This window comes from Syntrophobotulus glycolicus DSM 8271 (genome assembly GCF_000190635.1).
In the GTDB taxonomy this organism is placed as follows: Bacteria; Bacillota; Desulfitobacteriia; order Desulfitobacteriales; family Syntrophobotulaceae; genus Syntrophobotulus; species Syntrophobotulus glycolicus.
Window position 1 is genome coordinate 2127437 of record NC_015172.1, and the last position, 18952, is coordinate 2146388.

Below are 18952 nucleotides of genomic sequence, written 5' to 3' on the forward strand. Positions count from 1 at the left end.
CATCATAGTATGATCCCATCCCGCAAAAATAAATCCCGGGTGATACCCGGGATTATTCTTTATCCTTCTGCGCAACCGCCATCAGGCATTTTGGGGTTTGTCCTTTAATCTGGCTCTGATTTCCACAACAAGCTGGCTGCAAACGAAGATTGAAGAATAGGCGCCGCAGAATACCCCGATCAACATTGCTCTGGAAAAGACCTTTGTCGATTCCCCGCCGAAAATATTGATGCAGAGAAGCGCAATCAGAACTGTAGCTACCGTACAAATCGAGCGGCGCATGGTCTGCCATAAGGATTTGTCAACCATATCGGCAAAGCTGTCCTTCTTGCGCAGCCTTTTCTCATTTTCACGCATCCGGTCATAAATCACAATCGTATCATTGATAGAATAGGCAAATACAGTCAATATCGCGGCAACAAAAGGCGCGTCCACCTGCCATTGGAAGAGCGAGAAGATACCGAGCACCATGAAAACGTCATGCAGGAGGGCGATAATACCGGATACGGCATAAACAAACTCAAATCGGAAGGCAATGTAAATCAGCATCAACACCGCAGAAACTGCTAAGGCTTTCACGGCACCGGAACGCAATTCGGCGCCCATAGCAGGTCCAACCTGACTTTCTTCAATTTTGTCCTTATGAAAGGGACCGGCATTTTTTTCGATAGACGCCAACAGCTCACTCCGCTTTGTCTCGTCCAAAAAAGATGTTCTGATGATTGCCTGCGTGTTCTCCTGAGATAACTGGACATTGTCACCTTGCAGTCCAACCTCTTCCAACGCCTTGGTAACGGAGGCCTGGGTCACGGCCTGGGTAAACTTAATATCCAATAGAGCGCCGCCGGTAAAATCATTGCCGTAATTCAGCCCTTGAACAAAAAGGGAGATGATCCCCGGAATCAGCATGAGCAAAGACAAGGCAAACCATAAATACCGCCTTTTGACAATATTAAAATAAAACCTGTGCGCTTTTTTTACCTCATCATAGGATGCACTGCCTGTGGAAGGAGAAACCGGATCAGCCGCCTTTTCCTTATTCCTTGTTTTGACAAATTTATCTTTAGCCGCCATGTTAAGCTCCCTCCTTTGCGCCAAACCATGTTATTGGAATACGGGGATTAATGCCGACAATCAAGCGCAAAATCCAGCGAGTAAAGGTAATCGCGGTCACAAAACTGACTAAAATCCCAATGGCCAGGGTAACGGCAAATCCTTTGACAGCGGCGGAAGAGCCGGAAAGGATGATCAAAGTCGCCGCACAGATAAGGGTAGTCGTATTGGAGTCGAATACGGTCATGATCGCCCTGCTGAATCCGGCGTCAACCGCTGACCGGAGCGATTTGCCAAGGGCGATTTCCTCTTTTATTCTTTCATAGACAATAATGTCCAAATCCACTGCCATCCCGATCGAGAGAATAAAACCGGCAATCCCCGGCAGAGTCAGAACTGTCCCGAATCCTTTAAGTATCCAAAGGGTAATCAGGGCAAAGACAATCAAGGAAAGGTTTGCCACAAGACCGGGGAGACGGTAAAGCAGCAGCATAAAAAGGAAAATAAAAATGACCGCATACAGGGAAGCCTGCATACTCTTATTGATCGAATCGGCTCCCAGCAAAGCTCCGACCTGACGTTTTTCCGCAATGGTCATACTCACGGGCAGGGAACCTGAGCGCAGCAGTACGGCGTACTGGGCCGCTTCTTCAAGCGAAGCATATCCTTCAATAATGCCTTCACCGGTCGTAATCGGACTGTTTACCCTGGGATTTTGAATCATGTCTTCATCAAGATAAATGCCGATGTTTTTATTCAGATTCTTGGTCGTGATCTCTGCAAATTTTTTGGTCCCTTCCGAAGTAAACTTGATTTGCACCACATGCTTTGCAACTCCGGAGGAAGTCTCTGTCGTCGCTTTGGCCTCTTTCAGCTCAGAACCGTCAAGGAGAATATTGCCCTCCGCATCTCTGAAGGTCAGTTTGGCTGTGGTTTTCAGAAGGCTCACCGCCTTATCCGGGTCCTGAATACCGGCCAATTCCACAATCACTCTTTTTTTCCCTTGATCGACCTGTATGTATGGTTCGGAAACACCCATTCCATTAACACGCTGCTCAATAATCGCCTTCGCCTTGTCCATATCATCAGCCGTGATTTCCGATCCGTCTGCTTTTGGTTCAGCCTGCAGGACCAGATGGACTCCGCCGCGCAGATCCAGTCCAAGCGGGATACCGCTTTCCGGATTGCTCAGAGGGCTGATGGAAAATCCCACAGCCAAAGCAATAACAATCAGACAGGCGATGAGTTTAACAAAATTTCCCCGTTTCATTAATGTCCCTCCCTGGTTGAATAAATGGGCAAGCCCATTAAATTTCATTATATCCCTTGACAATCTTTCGTGTCAATGAGCTTTCTTTCCGCAAAAAATCACTTTTTCAGACAGAAAAATCAGCAAGCACCGGCAATGCCTGCTGACTGTTCCGCGGATCATGATCTGTCCTGTTCTTGATTATGCTTTCACTGCCTCGGCTTTCGCCTCCCGGTTTGTGACAGCTTTCAGAGCACTCTTTTCCACTTCGATTTCCGCGGCTGTGGAAATCTTCAACATGATGGTCTCTTCTTTAACCTTTGTTACTGTGCCGTGGATCCCGCAGGTAAGGATCACATCATCCTTGACCCTGAGGCTTTCCAGCATCAGCCTTTTCTCTTTCTGTTGCTTATTGCTCGGCCTGATCATCAGAAAATATACCAGTCCGATAAGACCACCGGTCCAAAGTATAGTCCCAATCAAGTTCTGATCCATGAAAACAGCCTCCTTCAAAATAATCCGTCAACAGTGTTGGTGAATTTTGAGACTTATTATACCATGTTCTGGCTCCCTCTTTCAATCAGCCGGTCTATTCTGTTTATCCTGCCGTTCCTCCTCATACCCGTATTCCCGGAAGAACCTGTCCCGGAATTCCAGAAGGGTATCCCCGGCTATGGATTTTCTGATTTCAGCCATCAGATTTTGAAGAAATCTCAGGTTATGGATGGTCATGAGCCGCAGCCCGAGAATCTCCCCCGCTTTAAACAGGTGTCTGATATAGGCCCGGGAATAATTCCTGCAGGCATAGCAATCACAGCCGGGATCAAGCGGTTTAGGGTCTTTGGCGTATTCGGCATTTTTAATGACAACCTTGCCGGACCTGGTCATGGCCGTGCCATTACGGGCAATTCTTGTGGGCAGGACGCAGTCAAACATATCGATGCCCCTGATCACCCCTTCGATCAAGGCATCGGGAGACCCCACCCCCATCAGATACCTCGGTTTATCCTCCGGTAATTCCGGCACCGTATAATCCAGGACCTCATACATCGTCTGTTTATCTTCCCCAACACTCAGTCCGCCGATGGCATATCCGGGGAGGTCATATTCTACAGTTCTCCTGGCGCTCTCTATCCGCAGATCTTTATACATGCTTCCCTGGACTATCCCAAAAAGGGCTTGGGTCCGGGTTGTTTTCAAGGTATCCTGACAGCGTTTCAGCCATCTTAACGTCCTTTCCATGGAAGCTTCGGCATATTCGCGGGTGCAGGGATGGGGAGTGCATTCATCAAAAGCCATCACGATATCTGCCCCCAGGGCCATTTGGATTTCCATGGCCTTTTCCGGACTGAGAAACTGTTTGGACCCGTCATGATGAGAACGGAACTCCACCCCTTCCTCCGTAATTTTCCTGAGATCGCCCAGACTGAAAACCTGGAAACCTCCACTATCGGTCAGGATGGCTCCATCCCAGTGCATGAAATGATGCAGGCCCCCAAATTCCCTGATCAGCTCATGTCCCGGCCGGAGGAACAAATGATAGGTGTTTCCTAAAATGATTCCGGCCCCGATTTCCTTGATTTCCTCAGGTGTCATGGTTTTTACCGTCGCCTGTGTCCCCACCGGCATAAAAACGGGGGTATCAATGACTCCATGCGGAGTGTAAAGCTTCCCCAGACGTGCCCTGGTGCTCTTTTCTTGTTGCAGGATCTCTAAATGAACCGGAGACAAATGCTTCACTCCTGTCGTTTTCTATGATGATTTTGTTTATCGGCCGTCTAGCAGATGAACATCGCGTCCCCAAAACTGTAAAATCTGTATTTTTCCCGGACTGCCGTTTCATAGGCCTTCAACATGAGTTCCTGTCCGGCCAGGGCACTGACCAGCATCAATAATGTGGAACGGGGGAAATGAAAATTCGTAATTAAGGCGTCGACAATCTGAAAAGTGTACCCCGGATAGATAAAGATATCTGTCCAGGATGCCCCCGCCTCTACTTTTCCATTCACAGCCGCCGCTTCCAGGCTTCTGCTTACTGTTGTCCCCACCGCGATAATGCGGGAACCCCTTGCTTTGGCCGCATTGATCGTTTCGGCAGCCTGGAGTCCGATCTGATAATATTCCGTATGCATCAGATGGTCTTCGATGTTTTCCGCTTTAACCGGCCGGAAGGTCCCCAGCCCCACGTGGAGGACAATTTCCTGAATGTCCGCCCCTTTGGCTTTAATCTGGTCCATCAGCCTTTCAGTAAAGTGGAGACCGGCAGTCGGTGCCGCCGCTGAACCGCTTTCTTTGGCATAGACGGTCTGGTACCTCTCCTGATTTTCCAATTTCTCGGTAATATAGGGGGGCAGGGGAACCTGGCCAAGCTGATCCAAAATATTTTCGAAAAGCCCCTGGTAAAGAAACTTGATGATTCTGTTGCCGTCGGGCAGGATTTCAAGCAGCTCCCCAATGAGCCTTCCCTCCCCGAATATGACCCTCTGGCCAATTTTAAGCCTCTTGCCGGGCTTAACCAGAACCTCCCAGGTATCCGTTTCCTTCCGGTTGAGCAGTAAAATTTCTATTTTGGCCCCCGTACCTTCTTTTACTCCGAACAGCCTGGCCGGAATCACTTTAGTTTTATTGACAACCAGGACATCTCCGGGTTGGAAAAAATCCACGATCTCTTTAAACAGAGCGTGAAATAATTCACCTTTTTCTTTATTCACCACCATCAAGCGGGAATGATCCCTCGGTTCAACAGGATGCTGGGCAATCAACTCCGCTGGGAGGTCGTAGTCAAAATCCTTTACTCTCATGATGCTCCCCCTGCAAACAAATCGCACAGAAAATATTGACGATTACTCTTTCCTGATGTTCATCTGCTTATAATAAAAGCCCAAAATATCCTGATAAGTCAACCCGTTTATCGCCATATTATAGGCCCCCCATTGCGACATCCCCACTCCGTGCCCCCATCCGCTGCCCTGAAATTTAAAGATCCCGAATGAAGACAAGGTGTCGGATATCCCTTCATTGGAGTTCTTGATATAACCTAACCTTGGCCCGTTCTTTTCTCTGTCGGAATTCTTTGCGGCCTGATTATCGTCACCTGTCATTCGGTTCTTTATCCGGTCCTCGCCAAGTCCGATGATCCCCTGGGCATGGCTGCTTTCCGCAGGCAGATAACTGACCGTGAACAGCCTCCCTAAAAATGCTTCCCGGGAAATGTCCTTGTCAAAGGGATAGAACTGATTCACAAACTGGGAACCCTTGACCGTTTTCCCGGCCCCCAGCCAGTCTTTTAACTGTACCTGGGCTACTCTGCCCGAATCGTATTTTTCCAGAGTCACCGACTTGATTGGGGCGAGTCCGTAGGTCTTGCCCAGATTCTCCGCCGAGATCAGGAAAAACCAGCTGTCGGTAAATCCTCCGATCCCTCTGGAATAAGGGTCGGCATAGGACTCATAATGACTGTCGTGATTAGACCAGACATTTTCCGTGACTTCCGTGTGCCCGCCATTATGCGCAGAATAAAATACACTGATCGGCTGTCCGCTCTTTTCATCGACAAGAATTTCCCCGCTGGTTGCCGCCACCGCCTCACTTGCCCGGCCCTCGGCCGATCTGCCCTTATAAGCCTGGTGGATATTCGGGGAATCGGTGATATATCCGCTTCTGTCCATATTTTTTACCAGATAGGTACGGGCTGTGACCGCCTGAGCCTTAAGCGCCTCCATGCCCTTGTCGGCCCAGGCATTGCTCATTTCAGCAGGAACAACCCCTTTCAGGTAATCCTCCCGGTCAAGGGTATTGGTCAGCTTCCAGGAAAGCTTTTCCCTCGTGATCTCCAGGCTCCCCCGAAAGCTCTTCCAGCTTTTCCCCGGCTCCCTGACCTGAAACACACCCTGGAGGTTCTTCAATTCTATTTTGGCGCTCTGCAGCACTTCCGGTTTATGATTAATATTAATATACTGGACCAGCCCGCTTTGGCCGATTTGAATCTTGTCCCCGGAATTGACGGTTTGGGAACGGCCGTTGCAGACAAAAGTATACTCCCCCTGGAGACATTTAACCTCCAGCCACTTGGCGTCAGGATAATTCCACACCAGCCGGACGGAAACATTCTGTGCTGAACAGGCTGCCGGACTGGTCAGAAAAATCGCGGCGGCTAAAACAATAATCAATTTGGCCATCTGCTGAACAGATAATCTCTGCATGAAAGCTTCCATCCTCTATCCTAAACTCATTTCTGCTAGATCCTATCTATTCAGATTTCCCATATTTATCTTCTAATATTCATTCCGGTTCAAAAAGGGACAGCCCCAGGTGCCTCAGAGCCAAATCAGTTACTGTCCTGCCCCGCGGTGTCCGTTGAATAAAGCCTTTTTGCAGGAGAAAAGGTTCCACTACATCCTCGATGGTCTCGGCTTCCTCTCCGACAGTGGCCGCCAAGGTATCCAGTCCCACCGGTCCGCCGTTAAAGCTGGTCACAATCGTCTGCAAGACTTTCTTATCGATATTGTCCAGGCCGAGGTGATCAACTTCCAGCAGATTTAAGGCCTGTGAAGCCAAGGCCAGGTCTATCCCCCCGTTTTCCCAGACTTGGGCATAATCCCGCACCCTCTTCAGCAGTCTGTTGGCAATTCTCGGGGTCCCTCTGGACCTTTTGGCAATTTCTTCAGCTCCCTCATCGGTTAGACCGACGTCAAGAATAACGGCTGTTCTCGTTACGATTTCCACAAGCTCTTCCTGGGTGTAAAACTCTAATCGATTGATCACGCCAAACCTGTCCCTGAGGGGAGAAGTAAGCTGGCCTGCTCTGGTCGTCGCCCCGATCAGCGTAAATGGAGTCAGAGCCAGGCGCATGCTCCTGGCTCCGGGCCCTTTGCCGATCACAATATCCAGGCAGCTGTCCTCCATCGCCGAATAAAGCACTTCCTCCGAGGTCCGGCTGAGCCGGTGAATTTCATCGATAAACAGCACATCCCTGGGTTCAAGAGAGGTTAATAATGCCGCCAGATCTCCCGGCCTCTCGATTGCCGGCCCGGAGGTGGTACGGATATTGACCCCCATTTCCGAGGCGATAATATGAGCAAGTGTTGTTTTTCCCAAACCGGGAGGCCCGTAAAGCAGAACATGATCCAGAGACTCTCCTCTTTTCAGCGCCGCTTCGATAAAGATTTTCAAATTCTCTTTGACCTTGGACTGCCCGATGTATTCCCGGAACCTGCTCGGTCTGAGCTCTTCCATTCCCCGGTCCGCCTCTTGGTCAAACACACTGACGACTCTTGTTTCCATTTGTTCACCCCTGTCTGCTCATTAGGCCCTGGCCAAAAGACGCAAGGCTTCCCGGAGCTGCTCCTCAAAGGTCAGTCCTTCCAGCTTACCGACCGCATTTACCGCGGTTCTGGTTTCACCCGGCGTAAAGCCCAGGGCCAATAAGGCCTCCATAATCCCCGGCTCCGAACCTGGTCCGCTTTCACTGCCCGCAAAGGTTTCGCCTGTTAAGCCCTCCAGATGATAATCCTTAAACTTCTCTTTCAGCTCCAGGGTCAGCCGGCGGGCAATTTTGCTCCCGATACCGGAAATCTCCGTGAACATGACATGATTTTCCTGCACAAGCGCCGTAATGATTTGCACTGAGCTGAATGAGGACAAAATCGACAGGGCGGCTTTAGGGCCAATACCGGAGACACTGAGCAGTTTAATAAACAGCTCTTTATCCTGTCTGTCGGCAAAGCCAAAAAGGGAAAGATCATCTTCCCTGACCAGCAGATAGGTATGAAGGACCACCTCCTGGCCGATCCGGACGCTGCTTAATTTCCCGGAGGGAACGTTTAATAAATAACCGACACCATTGACATCGACAATCAGCTTATCCTTGTCCATTTCCCACACTGTCCCGCGCAGCAACGCAATCATCCTCTAACCCCCGTTTCTCATCTGATCGTGAATGCGTGACAGATCCCTATGGCCAGGGCATCTGCCGTATCATCCGGTTTCGGACATTCCTTCAGTCCCAATATCGCCTTGACCATATACTGCACCTGCTGCTTGGTGGCCTTGCCATAGCCCGCAACGGCCTGCTTGACCTGCAACGGGGTATATTCATAGGCGGGGATTTTATATTTGGCCGCGGCCAGCAGAATGACCCCTCTGGCCTGACCGACCGAGATGACGGTCGTCACATTGCGGTTGAAAAAAAGCTCTTCCACCACCAGATGACTGGGTGAATATTTTCCCAAAACCTCTTCCAGAAATTCGGATAACATCAAAAGCCTTTGCGGCATCGGCAGGCCCGCCGGTGTCCGCCAGCAGGAATATTCCACTGGAGTGATTTTCTGGCCTGTTTTCTCGATCAGCCCGTAACCTGTTGTCGCCGTACCCGGGTCAATCCCCAAAATCAACATCTTCATCCCTCAAAGAACTATACTTTTCGCTCAATAGATTAAAGGTCTTCACCCGAGATTCCCTCAGCCAAATCAAAATTGGTGTAGACATTTTGCACATCGTCGTGCTCTTCCAAGGTGTCGATCAGCTTGATGATCTTTTTGGCCTGATCCAGATCGGATATTTCCATCCTGTTTTCCGGAATCAGGCTGACATTTGCCGTTTGAATCTGAATCCCGCCGTCAATGAGACTCTGCCTGACTTGCTCCATGTTTTCCGGTGCTGTGAATACTTCGTAGCCTTCATCTTCCGTCTCAATATCTTCCGCTCCGGCCTCCAAAGCGAAAAGCAGCAGATCATCCTCATTTAAGGCCAGGCCTTCTTTGGCGATACTGAGCTGCCCCTTTTCGGCAAACATCCAGCCGACACAACCGCTGTCACCCATATTGCCGCCATTCTTGGAAAAGATATGGCGCATTTCCGAGGCGCTCCGGTTGCGATTATCTGTCAGGATTGTGGCCATGATCGCCACTCCGCCCGGACCATAACCCTCATAGCGAAGCTCTTCATAATTTGTGTCATCACCTGTGCCTGAGCCCTTCTGAACCGCTCTTTGAATATTCTCGTTCGGCAAATTGGCCGCTTTGGCATTATCTATGGCAATCTTTAAGCGAAAATTGTTGTTGGGATCAGGTGAGCCTGCCCGGGCTGCAATAAAAATCTCCCGGGCCAGCTTCGTGTAAAGTTTCCCCTTGGCGGCATCTGTTCTCGCCTTTTTATGTTTGATATTCGCCCATTTTGAATGACCGGACACGCTGAATTCCTCCCAGTAAGTAGAATTGATTGGTCAGTGATCAGGATCAATTTCCATAACGCTTTATTTTAGCATGATTCGCCCACAAGTTCAAAACAGGGCTTAACGGGGTCCTTCCATCCGCTTTAAACCGGTCCCTCCTGCCAGTGCTTTTGCCCGATCAGGACCTGTCCGAAAGCAATTCCCCCGTCCCCGCAGGGCAATTCCCTGTGTCTGTCTATTTTTATTTCAAGCTCCCGGGCCAGGTCAAGCAATAATTCCGTGAGCAGTTTGTTCTGAAAGACCCCTCCGCTGATGACGATCTTTTCCTTTTCCGCACCCAGGAGCCCGATGGTCTCCAGTATGGCCGCCGCTATGGACAGGTGAAAGCAAAACGCGATTTCCCCTTTGTGTTTTCCTTCTATAATATCCGCGGCCAAACGGCTCAGGAAGCTTTTTAGCTTTAACACCAAGGCTTCCTGCCTGGAATAGTTCATCTGGTAAAGGCGCTTATCGGAGCCGGCTGCTGCTCGTCCCTCCGGCCTTCTCCCGCCCTGTTTTTCTCCGGCCATATCCTGCTCTGCCTGACCTCCTTGCGGATCAAATTTTCCCCAAGCGTTTTTTTGTTCTTTGCATTGTTTTACCGCTTCTTCGTACATTTGTCTGCGCGCAGCTTTGATTTGTTCTTGCTTCTCCTGCGCCTCATCACCGCTGTTTAACCAATTCCAGGCCGTACTCTCCAGCTCTATGGCCGCCTGTCCCTCATACGTCACCTCGGTACAGATGCCCAGCAAGGCGCTGACCACATCAAAAAGCCGTCCGGCACTGGAGGTATCGAACACATTCAAGCCGCTCTTCAGCTGGCCTTCGAGGATATTTTTCTCCGGCAAGGACAGGTTTGCGAACAGGGTGTCAAGGACCGCCGGATCGGCAGGCTGACCAAGTTTTTTTAAATAAGCATAGGCAATCCGCAGCGGGTGTTTGGCCCCGGCATCTCCTCCGGGCAACGGCAGGTATTCCAGGTGGGCCTTCCGTTCAAAACCTGAGGCGTCCCCGGACAAAAACTCAAAACCCCAGATTTTGCCGTCAAGACCATATCCGGTGCCATCACAGATTATCCCCCAGACCTTGCCCTTCAAACGCTGCTCACCGGCGGCACTGATCATATGGGCATGATGATGCTGAACAGCTAATTTCGGGAGATCCGTCTGCCCGGCAAACTTTGTCGTCATATATCCCGGATGAAAGTCATAGATGATCCGCCGGGGATAAACATGGACCGCATCCTGAAAGGTCCGGTACTCCTTTTTGAATCTTTGAAAATTCTCATAGCCGTGCATATCTCCGATATACTGGCTGACAAAAGCATAGTGCCCTTTCGCCAAACAAAACGCGTTCTTCATCTCCCCGCCGAGTGCCGCCGCCGGGATTTCCACGTTTTCCTCCAGGAGGACAGGCAGGGGAACATAACCCCTTGCCCGGCGCATAAACAGCGGAGCCCCGGCTACGACCTGGACTACGGAATCATCACAGGGGTGAAAAATGTCCCGGTTATGGATAAGAAAATAATCGGCGATCGCACCAAGCTCTTCCAAGGCCCGCTCATTTTCATAGATCAGCGGCATCCCGCTTAAATTGGCACTGGTCATCACCAAAAAATCATATGCCCCCTTGAACAGCAAATGATGAAGAGGAGTGTAGGGCAGCATGATCCCCAGAGTGTGGACCCCGGGCGCTACCTCCGCAGCCAGAGCTTTTTCAGCCCTCAGCCGGCTGAGAATAACAATAGGCGCGGCAGGGCTTGATAACAGTTCCTCTTCCAGCTTGGTGATCCGAACTGCTTTTTGGGCCGCCGCAAGATCCCGGGCCATCAGGGCGAACGGCTTGCTTCCCCGCTCTTTAAGCTGACGAAGCTTTTTTACCGTCTCTGTATTCCCGGCATCACAAACGAGATGAAAGCCGCCCAGCCCTTTAACAGCCAGGATAGCCCCCGCCTCAAGCAGACCTGTGCCAATACCCTTATCCGCGATCTCCCGGCCCTGATTGTCCAGCAAGGCCACTTGGGGCCCGCAGATCTTACAGGCGACAGGCTGGGCATGAAATCTCCTGTTCAAAGGATGCTCATATTCCTCCCGGCAGCCCGCGCACAGGGGAAAGCCGCCCATCGTCGTCCTGGGCCGGTCATAGGGCCTGTCCTTGATGATGGTATAGCGTGGACCGCAGTTGGTGCAGTTGATAAAAGGATACTGGTATCGGCGATCCGCCGGATCAAACAGCTCTTTTAAACAATCCCCGCAGGTCGCCACATCAGGCGAGATCAAAACATCCCGCTCTCCGGAATTCTCACTGGAGAGGATCGTGAACTCCTTAAAATCTTCGGCAGGAACCTCTGTTTTCTGGCAGGACACAATCCTGGCCAACTGCGGGGCTTCCGCCAGCACCCTGCGCAAGAAGTCATCTCTGTTTTTCCCTTCGGCATGAATGTCCAGACCGGCTCCGGTATTGCCGACCCATCCTTTGATTCCTAAATCCGCGGCTGTTCTGTAGACAAAAGGTCTGAAGCCAACCCCCTGGACAATTCCTTTTAATTGGATCTTCAAGGCTTTTTCCGCCAAAATTTCAACCATCTTTCTCGCTAAATGATGAATCGACTGTCTTCCTTCATTTTACACTTTGCCGGGTTATTGAACAACTTTTGCGGTTATTGTTGCTCCGGCCTGCGTTTCCTATATTTTTGATTTTTGCTGTTCGGCTTATCAGGAAGCGTCATCTCAATTAGCTGGGAGTTCAAGGCAGGCTGCAGATACGTTTTTCGGAAGGCCGGACGATTCTTTAATCCCATACGTGCCATGATTTCAGCAGCAGATAGTTCATCATTACCCAGCTTATCTAAAAATAACTGAATATGCAGGCTGACTTTTCCGGTGGGGATTTGATCGCGTTCAATCTCTATGAGTGTGTCGAGGATTGCCTGCAGCAAAAACTCCACAAACGGCGTGGCGTTGGCCATCCTGTCCGCTTCACTGAGAGCGTCGTAATAGACGTCCTGCTTTTCCCGTATAACTGTTTCTACAGGTATCCACGCAAATATTGGCTTCCATTGGTACAGCAGCAGAGTATTCCACATTCTTCCCATACGGCCATTCCCATCCGCAAAGGGATGGATAAACTCAAATTCATAATGGAATACGCAGCCTTTAATCAGAGGATGCGTATTTGCGGTTTTTGTCCAATACAGGAGATTGGCGATATGCTGAGGCACCATATCGGCTGACGGAGCCATGTGTACGATCTGTTCACCCTTAAACACGCCTACACCACCAGAACGGAAACGCCCCGCTTCTCTTACCAGATCAGCCATCAGGATGCCGTGTGCTTTCAGTAAATCGTCAACTGAATAAGGATTGAAAGACAACAGCCTTTCGTATGCCTCGTAAGCGTTTTTGACCTCACGGATTTCGCCGGGCGCGCCGAGGACCCGCTTGCCATCGATAATGTCCGTCATTTGATCTAAAGATAAAGAGTTGTTTTCTATGGATAAAGATGCGTGAATGGTACGAATGCGGCTATCCCTGCGCAGTTTCGGATTGGTATTCATGTGCTGCCATGCCGTAATGGCGCCTACCTTTTCGCCAATTTCTACAATTAGGTTTGTTATGGATTCCGTCATGGTATATGGCGGCAGATATGCGTTTTCAATCATTTTTCGCCCTCCATCTTATATCATCATCTTATCATACAAGACGCACATGCACAACATTTCTCGAAGTTATCGCACAGATGCTCCAGCACTTTACGGCAATACATCTTATATCATATATACCAGCCAAGATGATGATACAAGATCAATCGCAGGCATAAAAAAATACATGATGACTTTTGTACTCGTGTTGGGTTTTAAATCCCTCCGCATCAAAACGGATCGTCTACTCTGCAATGGGGATATGGAATTGCCCATCTTCTGCATTAAACCATCGTTTTTCATATTCGGAATATTTCTTTTCCTCATTTGATAGAAACCATGAGATGTTTAGCTTTCACCGTATCACCCCTCAGGATTGCTGTTCTCATTTGCTATAGCTTGCATTTTCAAGGCTTTTACCGGCATTAAACAAAGATAACATTTCTGCTCTCCGCTTGATCGTCCGTTTGAATTCTCTGCTCAAACGGCGGCAACTACAGACTCCACCCAACTGCTTTTCTTCTTGCTTGAATAAACTCCGAATAAATTCCTTCTTCATTCATTAATTTTTCATGTTTTCCCTGCTGGACAATATGTCCGCCGCTCAACACAAAAATATGATCGGCGTCTTTGACCGTCGAAAGGCGATGAGCAATCATAATCACCGTTTTGTATCTGGTCAGTTCTTCAATAGCCAGCCGCAATTGTTTTTCATTTTCCGGGTCAACACTTGAAGTAGCTTCATCAAGAATAATAATGGGAGCATCTTTTAAAATTGCTCTGGCAATTGAAATACGCTGTTTTTCACCACCTGACAAACTGCAGCCTCCTTCTCCGATCATTGTGCTGTATCCATCCGGCAAATTCGATATAAATTCATGGCAGCAAGCTTTTTTCGCAGCCGCGACCACCTCTTCCATTGTTGCCTTTGGACGCCCGAATTTAATATTATTTAAAATAGTGTCTTGAAATAAATAAACATTTTGAAATACCATGCTGATATTGTTCAACAGGCTTTCGCAAGTATACTCTTTGACATTATATCCCCCAAGCCTTACTTCGCCTTCATTGACATCCCAAAACCTGGCAATCAAATTGCAGATTGTACTCTTTCCTTCGCCGGACGGCCCTACAAAGGCAGCTGTTGTATTTTGCGGGATAGAAAGGCTTATGTTGTCAAAAATCTTTCTTGAATCATAGGAAAATGAGACATTTTTAAATTCAATGTCATAATTGTCAGGTTTAATATCCATCCCGTTTTCATCCATAAGGGGTATCTGTTCCAAGGTGTTGACCTTATCCATACTGCTGTCCATCATGCGCAATAAAGAGGAAGAGTTGCCGGCGGCTTCGATTTGAGAAAAGATAACGAAACTTGAAACAATAATCATTAGGGTATTCGACAATGAAAATTCACCGCCGCTAAATAAGTAACATGCCATCATCAGCATAGCACCGCTTGCAACTTTAAAGACAAACAGATAAAGAGCAATTAATTTTATAAAGGCTTTTTCTAATCCTATATTGCACCTGCGGCTTTCCTCAATGGCATCATCTACTGCACGATTGGATTTTTCTCCGAGATTAAAGGCTTTTACAACCGCTATTCCCTGAATATATTCCAGGACTGCGGCCACAAGCCCGCTTTGAGCTTCCTGTCTCTTGGGCGAAACAGCAATACTTTTTTTCTGCAGAAGGGAATTTACAAATAAACCCGTAAGAATTGCGCCAATAGAAATCAGTCCGATACGCCAGTCAAAAAAGCTGATCACAATAGCAATGACCACGGCATGAACAACACCAACGACAAGATTATTCAAGATATGGCCTGCCTGGGTTTCAATATCGCCAATTGTTGTTGTGACTGCAGACGCAATCTCACCAAGGCGGTTTGAACTAAAATATCCCATAGGTATTCTTTTCAGCCTGTCACCAATTTCAATCCTTTTATCCGCGCACATCTTAAAACAAGCAACTTGGGCCTTACTGTTGGCAATGGACCCAAATATGATTTTCCCTATTACCCCAACAAGCAGAATCAAAAATGCGCCAATTAGTGTTTTTATCGTGATTTGATTTCCATTTTCTTTGGCCAGAATCATACTGTTTAAGCTATACACAATCGCCAAAATGGGAATAACCTCACAAATGGTCAATATAACACGATAAACAAAAGATTGGATCAGACTGCTTTTATTTCTGCCGGAAAACTCCAGCAGCCCTTTTATCGTCCTAACCATTGTTTTTCCCTCCTTGCTTCAAGTCCCTGTCCCTTGTTCCAATATGAGCTTCCCACATGTTTTGATATCCTTTACATTTCTCCAGCAGTTCTTGATGGGTCCCCTGGGCGGCGATTTCACCTTGATTCATCACGATAATATTGTCTGCCGATATTATCGTAGAAAGCCTATGGGCAATGACAATCAGTGATTTCCCTTTGACAAGCCTGGAGATGGATTCTTGAATGATTGCTTCATTTTCAGGATCGGTATATGCTGTGGCTTCGTCCAATACAATAATCGGGCTGTTTTTAATCATTGCTCTGGCAATCGAAATACGTTGTTTCTCGCCGCCCGAAAGATGATTGCCGGCTTCACCGGCCAAGGTATCATATCCATGTTCCAGCGACAAAATAAAATCATGGCAACTGGCCTCCTTGGCCGCCTCTATTACTTCCTCATTTGTTGCGTCTTTTTTACCAATACGGATATTCTCTTTTACAGACATATTGAATAAAAAATTATCCTGGGACACATAGGAAATGATGTCACTTATTTGGCTTAACGGCAGTTCCTTTACATCGACATTTCCTAAAGTGATTTGTCCGCTTTTTGCTTCCCAAAAACTTGCCATAAGTTTGGCAACCGTGGATTTTCCCGAACCGGAAGGTCCTACTATGGCAGTCATTCCCTGGGGAATGGTTTCAAAGGATATGCCATGCAAAATTTCCTTATCATCATAGCCGAAAGAAACATCTTCAAATTTTATGATATCATTCTTTAACGTTTTATCGTCCGAAGGACGGTTCAGTTCATTGGCCTCAAGGATTTCTCCTATCTGTCCGATCATGGTGCCCAGGGAAGCGATCCCGTCCGTAAGATTCATCGCCTGAATTAACGGACCGACCAGACCAAATGATAAGACAAGGCATGAAATAAATGTCGCCAGTGTCAACGTACCGTCCATATAAAAATACAGTCCGAAGGGCAGGACAAAAAGCAAAGTTGCCGGCATCGTATACATAACTGCCGAATACAGAAATAAAGTATTTTGAAAGAATGAAGTAACCGCCGAACAATTATGATTTACGGAATTCGTGTATTTCTCATAGGAACGCGCAGACTGATTAAATGCCTTAATGGCTTCAATGCCGCTGATATATTCTACAACGGTTGCATTCATTACATTTTCAGCTTCAACACGTTTTTGATAGGAATAAACGTATTTTTTCATCAAAAGTTTATAGAAAATCAATCCAATCGGTATGGTGATCAAAGAAATTAGAGCAATGCGCATATCCAGATAGAACAAATATAAAAATACACATACAGAAATCAATACATTTGACGTCATTTCCGGTATGATATGTGCAAGCGGTTGTTCCATTTTTTCCACCGTATCAACAATCGTTGTTTTTAGTTCACCGGACGGAATTTCCATTACATCACCAAGCGGTAATTTCGAGAGCTTTTTCACCAATTCACTGCGGATATTTTTCAAAATAGTAAATGCAGACTGATGGGATAATGTCGTAGATATTCCGTGAAAAACCACTTTCCCTGTATATCCCGCTAAGGCAATAAGCACAATCATCAGCAGCTCCATAAAGGTATAATCTTTATCTACAATTTTTATTGTAATGCTTGCAGCAGCAAAATACGGGATCATACCGCAGCCGACACCCAATACCGCAAAGATCGCTGATAAGATCATTTTTTTTCTGCATTGTGAAGCAAATAACAATAACCTTTTAAAAGCATTCTCTCTCTTCGCTTCCATTGCGACCTCCTTAATTTGAGAAATATTTTTCAGCCTCATAGAAAAGAGGATATAACCGTTAAGTTAGAATTTTCTAACCTTCCTGAATTATATCCCACATCCGGTTCTCTTATCTGCTCCAATAACCGCTTTTTACTCCAAAGCTGAGGCTGAATTATTCTTTCTGCAGTCTCAGCTTCGCTTTCCGCTTATTGCGCTGGCTTGATATTGTCGATCTCAAACATGGACGGTGTATCTGTAAAGACATAATCTTCAATTTTATCCTGATTAAACAATATCATGTCCTTTCCATAGTACAGCGGCAATTCAAGCACATTGTCATTGCTGAAATTGAGAATCCTGCCGAATAACTCATTCACTTTCGCTTGATCATTGGTCACCAGGGTTTCCTGAATATCCGCCAGGAACTTGTCGTTTCCCGCGATAGCCTTTAACGACGGGGTATGAGGTGAAGAATTGATCATTTTGGGGAAGTTTATTTGCGGTTCCGTATTTTCTTCGGTTCCCCAGATGATCAGCCCGTAATTGCCGGCCACCCCTTCCTTCCACCAGGTCATCATATCCTGTCCCTGAGTCTGAACATCGATTCCGATTCCCTTCAGCTGGCTTTTTATTGTTGTTGCCAGCATTTTATTCATCGCTTCACCGGAATCATAGGTTAACTTAAAGGAAAGAGTCTTGCCGTCCTTTTCACGCAGGCCGGTGCTCCTATTCATTTTCCAGCCCGCGCTGTCCAGCAGCTGTTCCGCTTTTCCTTTGTCGTAAGTGCGGACAGTATTAAGCTTTACATCTGAAAGGAAATTGCCGTCAGGGAAAAGGTCCGGAGCAGGATTCTGATTACCGTAAAACAATCCGTCGCAAATAGCCTGTTTATCAATACCGTAGGCCATTGCTTCCCGGACGGATTTGTCTGAAAGCATCGGATTTACCGCATTCAGGACAACACTGACTGTTTTGGTGTCAACGGGGGACACGATGCCTTTGATCTTATCGTGGGCGGTAGCCTGCTTGTAATCGTCCCAGGAAATGAGCGTGCTGCCGTAAATCATGTCAATCTCCCCTTTTTGCAAGGCAAGCAGGCGGGCGGAGGCTTCCGGTATATACTTTACGATGATTTCATCGTAATAGGGCTCCTCTCCCCAGTAGTTTTTGTTCTTCACAAACTGAACGTACTCGCCGTCTTTAACCTCGCTGTAGACATAAGGCCCTGTTCCGACAACTCCCTTCATGGTTTGAAAATTACCTTCTTCAATAACCTTGGGTGAAACGCAAACCATAACTTCACGATAGGCGAAATCGTTCAGATAACCAAAATAAGGGGTGCCATAACGGAAGGTAACGGTATAATCATCGACAACTTCAATTTCCTTGATATTGACTACTCCCATCCACGCACGGAAATTAGGATTTTTATTTTTGGAAATAAAGTTGTCTTTCACTGCCTGGGCGTTGAATTTCTCGCCATCGTGAAAGGTGACGTCTTCTCTCAGCTTAAAAGTCAGGTCACAGCCGTTTTCAGAAAAACTCCAGCTTTTGGCAAGCCATGGTTCAATTTTACCGTCCTCGTATTTTACAAGTTCTTCATAGCAAAGTCTTGTTGCCGAAAGATTTTGAGCATCCATATTGAGCGGATACAGCGTAGTCAGCTCCGCCCCGACCGCCAAGGTAAGCGTTTTTTTCTCCTTTCCGCTGGTCGCTTCACTGGAAGGATTGCCGCAGCCTGCAAATACGGTGCTGAGCAGCACCAAGCAGATGCCAAGGGGCAGTAACCTGGACATAAATTTGTTTTTCATTCTTACTC

15 protein-coding genes are annotated in these 18952 nt (G+C 47.6%); all 15 read right to left on the reverse strand.

Going from position 1 to position 18952, the window contains the following annotated elements:
- Positions 1-81 precede the first annotated feature (81 nt).
- On the reverse strand, positions 82-1074 hold the full coding sequence (gene secF, locus SGLY_RS10515; protein WP_013625272.1) for a protein translocase subunit SecF: 993 nt from the start codon (positions 1072-1074) through the stop codon (positions 82-84).
- 1 nt (position 1075) lies between these two features.
- The gene (gene secD, locus SGLY_RS10520; RefSeq protein WP_013625273.1) at positions 1076-2323 is read right to left on the reverse strand and encodes a protein translocase subunit SecD; all 1248 of its coding nucleotides are present in this window, start codon (positions 2321-2323) and stop codon (positions 1076-1078) included.
- A gap of 180 nt (positions 2324-2503) precedes the next feature.
- A complete protein-coding gene (gene yajC, locus SGLY_RS10525; protein WP_013625274.1) occupies positions 2504-2797 on the reverse strand; it encodes a preprotein translocase subunit YajC in 294 nt (97 codons plus the stop codon).
- Positions 2798-2878: 81 nt separating this feature from the next.
- Positions 2879-4033: a tRNA guanosine(34) transglycosylase Tgt gene (gene tgt / locus SGLY_RS10530; RefSeq protein ID WP_013625275.1), complete on the reverse strand. Its 1155-nt coding sequence runs from the start codon at positions 4031-4033 to the stop codon at positions 2879-2881.
- 47 nt (positions 4034-4080) lie between these two features.
- Positions 4081-5103 carry a tRNA preQ1(34) S-adenosylmethionine ribosyltransferase-isomerase QueA gene (queA, locus tag SGLY_RS10535; protein ID WP_013625276.1) on the reverse strand — a complete coding sequence of 341 codons (1023 nt, stop codon included), beginning with the start codon at positions 5101-5103 and terminating at the stop codon, positions 4081-4083.
- A 42-nt stretch (positions 5104-5145) separates the two neighbouring features.
- The gene (locus tag SGLY_RS10540; protein ID WP_242822947.1) at positions 5146-6504 is read right to left on the reverse strand and encodes a SpoIID/LytB domain-containing protein; all 1359 of its coding nucleotides are present in this window, start codon (positions 6502-6504) and stop codon (positions 5146-5148) included.
- 79 nt (positions 6505-6583) lie between these two features.
- Positions 6584-7585 (reverse strand): Holliday junction branch migration DNA helicase RuvB, encoded by a 1002-nt coding sequence (gene ruvB / locus SGLY_RS10545; protein ID WP_013625278.1) that lies wholly within the window; start codon positions 7583-7585, stop codon positions 6584-6586.
- 21 nt (positions 7586-7606) lie between these two features.
- Positions 7607-8209 (reverse strand): Holliday junction branch migration protein RuvA, encoded by a 603-nt coding sequence (gene ruvA, locus SGLY_RS10550; protein WP_013625279.1) that lies wholly within the window; start codon positions 8207-8209, stop codon positions 7607-7609.
- 17 nt (positions 8210-8226) lie between these two features.
- Entirely contained in the window at positions 8227-8697 is a 471-nt protein-coding gene (gene ruvC / locus SGLY_RS10555; RefSeq protein ID WP_013625280.1) for a crossover junction endodeoxyribonuclease RuvC, read from the reverse strand.
- A 38-nt stretch (positions 8698-8735) separates the two neighbouring features.
- Positions 8736-9491 (reverse strand): YebC/PmpR family DNA-binding transcriptional regulator, encoded by a 756-nt coding sequence (locus SGLY_RS10560; protein WP_013625281.1) that lies wholly within the window; start codon positions 9489-9491, stop codon positions 8736-8738.
- Positions 9492-9616: 125 nt separating this feature from the next.
- Positions 9617-12097, reverse strand: a complete 2481-nt coding sequence (gene hypF / locus SGLY_RS10565) for a carbamoyltransferase HypF (RefSeq protein WP_013625282.1) — start codon at positions 12095-12097, stop codon at positions 9617-9619.
- Between the two features lie 74 nt (positions 12098-12171).
- Positions 12172-13173, reverse strand: coding sequence for a Fic family protein (locus SGLY_RS10570; RefSeq protein ID WP_013625283.1), 1002 nt, complete (start codon positions 13171-13173; stop codon positions 12172-12174).
- Positions 13174-13646: 473 nt separating this feature from the next.
- Positions 13647-15392: an ABC transporter ATP-binding protein gene (locus tag SGLY_RS10575; protein ID WP_013625284.1), complete on the reverse strand. Its 1746-nt coding sequence runs from the start codon at positions 15390-15392 to the stop codon at positions 13647-13649.
- Positions 15385-17151 (reverse strand): ABC transporter ATP-binding protein, encoded by a 1767-nt coding sequence (locus tag SGLY_RS10580; RefSeq protein ID WP_013625285.1) that lies wholly within the window; start codon positions 17149-17151, stop codon positions 15385-15387. Before SGLY_RS10580 ends, SGLY_RS10575 begins: the two co-directional genes overlap by 8 nt.
- A gap of 188 nt (positions 17152-17339) precedes the next feature.
- Positions 17340-18944 carry an ABC transporter substrate-binding protein gene (locus SGLY_RS10585; RefSeq protein WP_013625286.1) on the reverse strand — a complete coding sequence of 535 codons (1605 nt, stop codon included), beginning with the start codon at positions 18942-18944 and terminating at the stop codon, positions 17340-17342.
- Positions 18945-18952 lie beyond the last annotated feature (8 nt).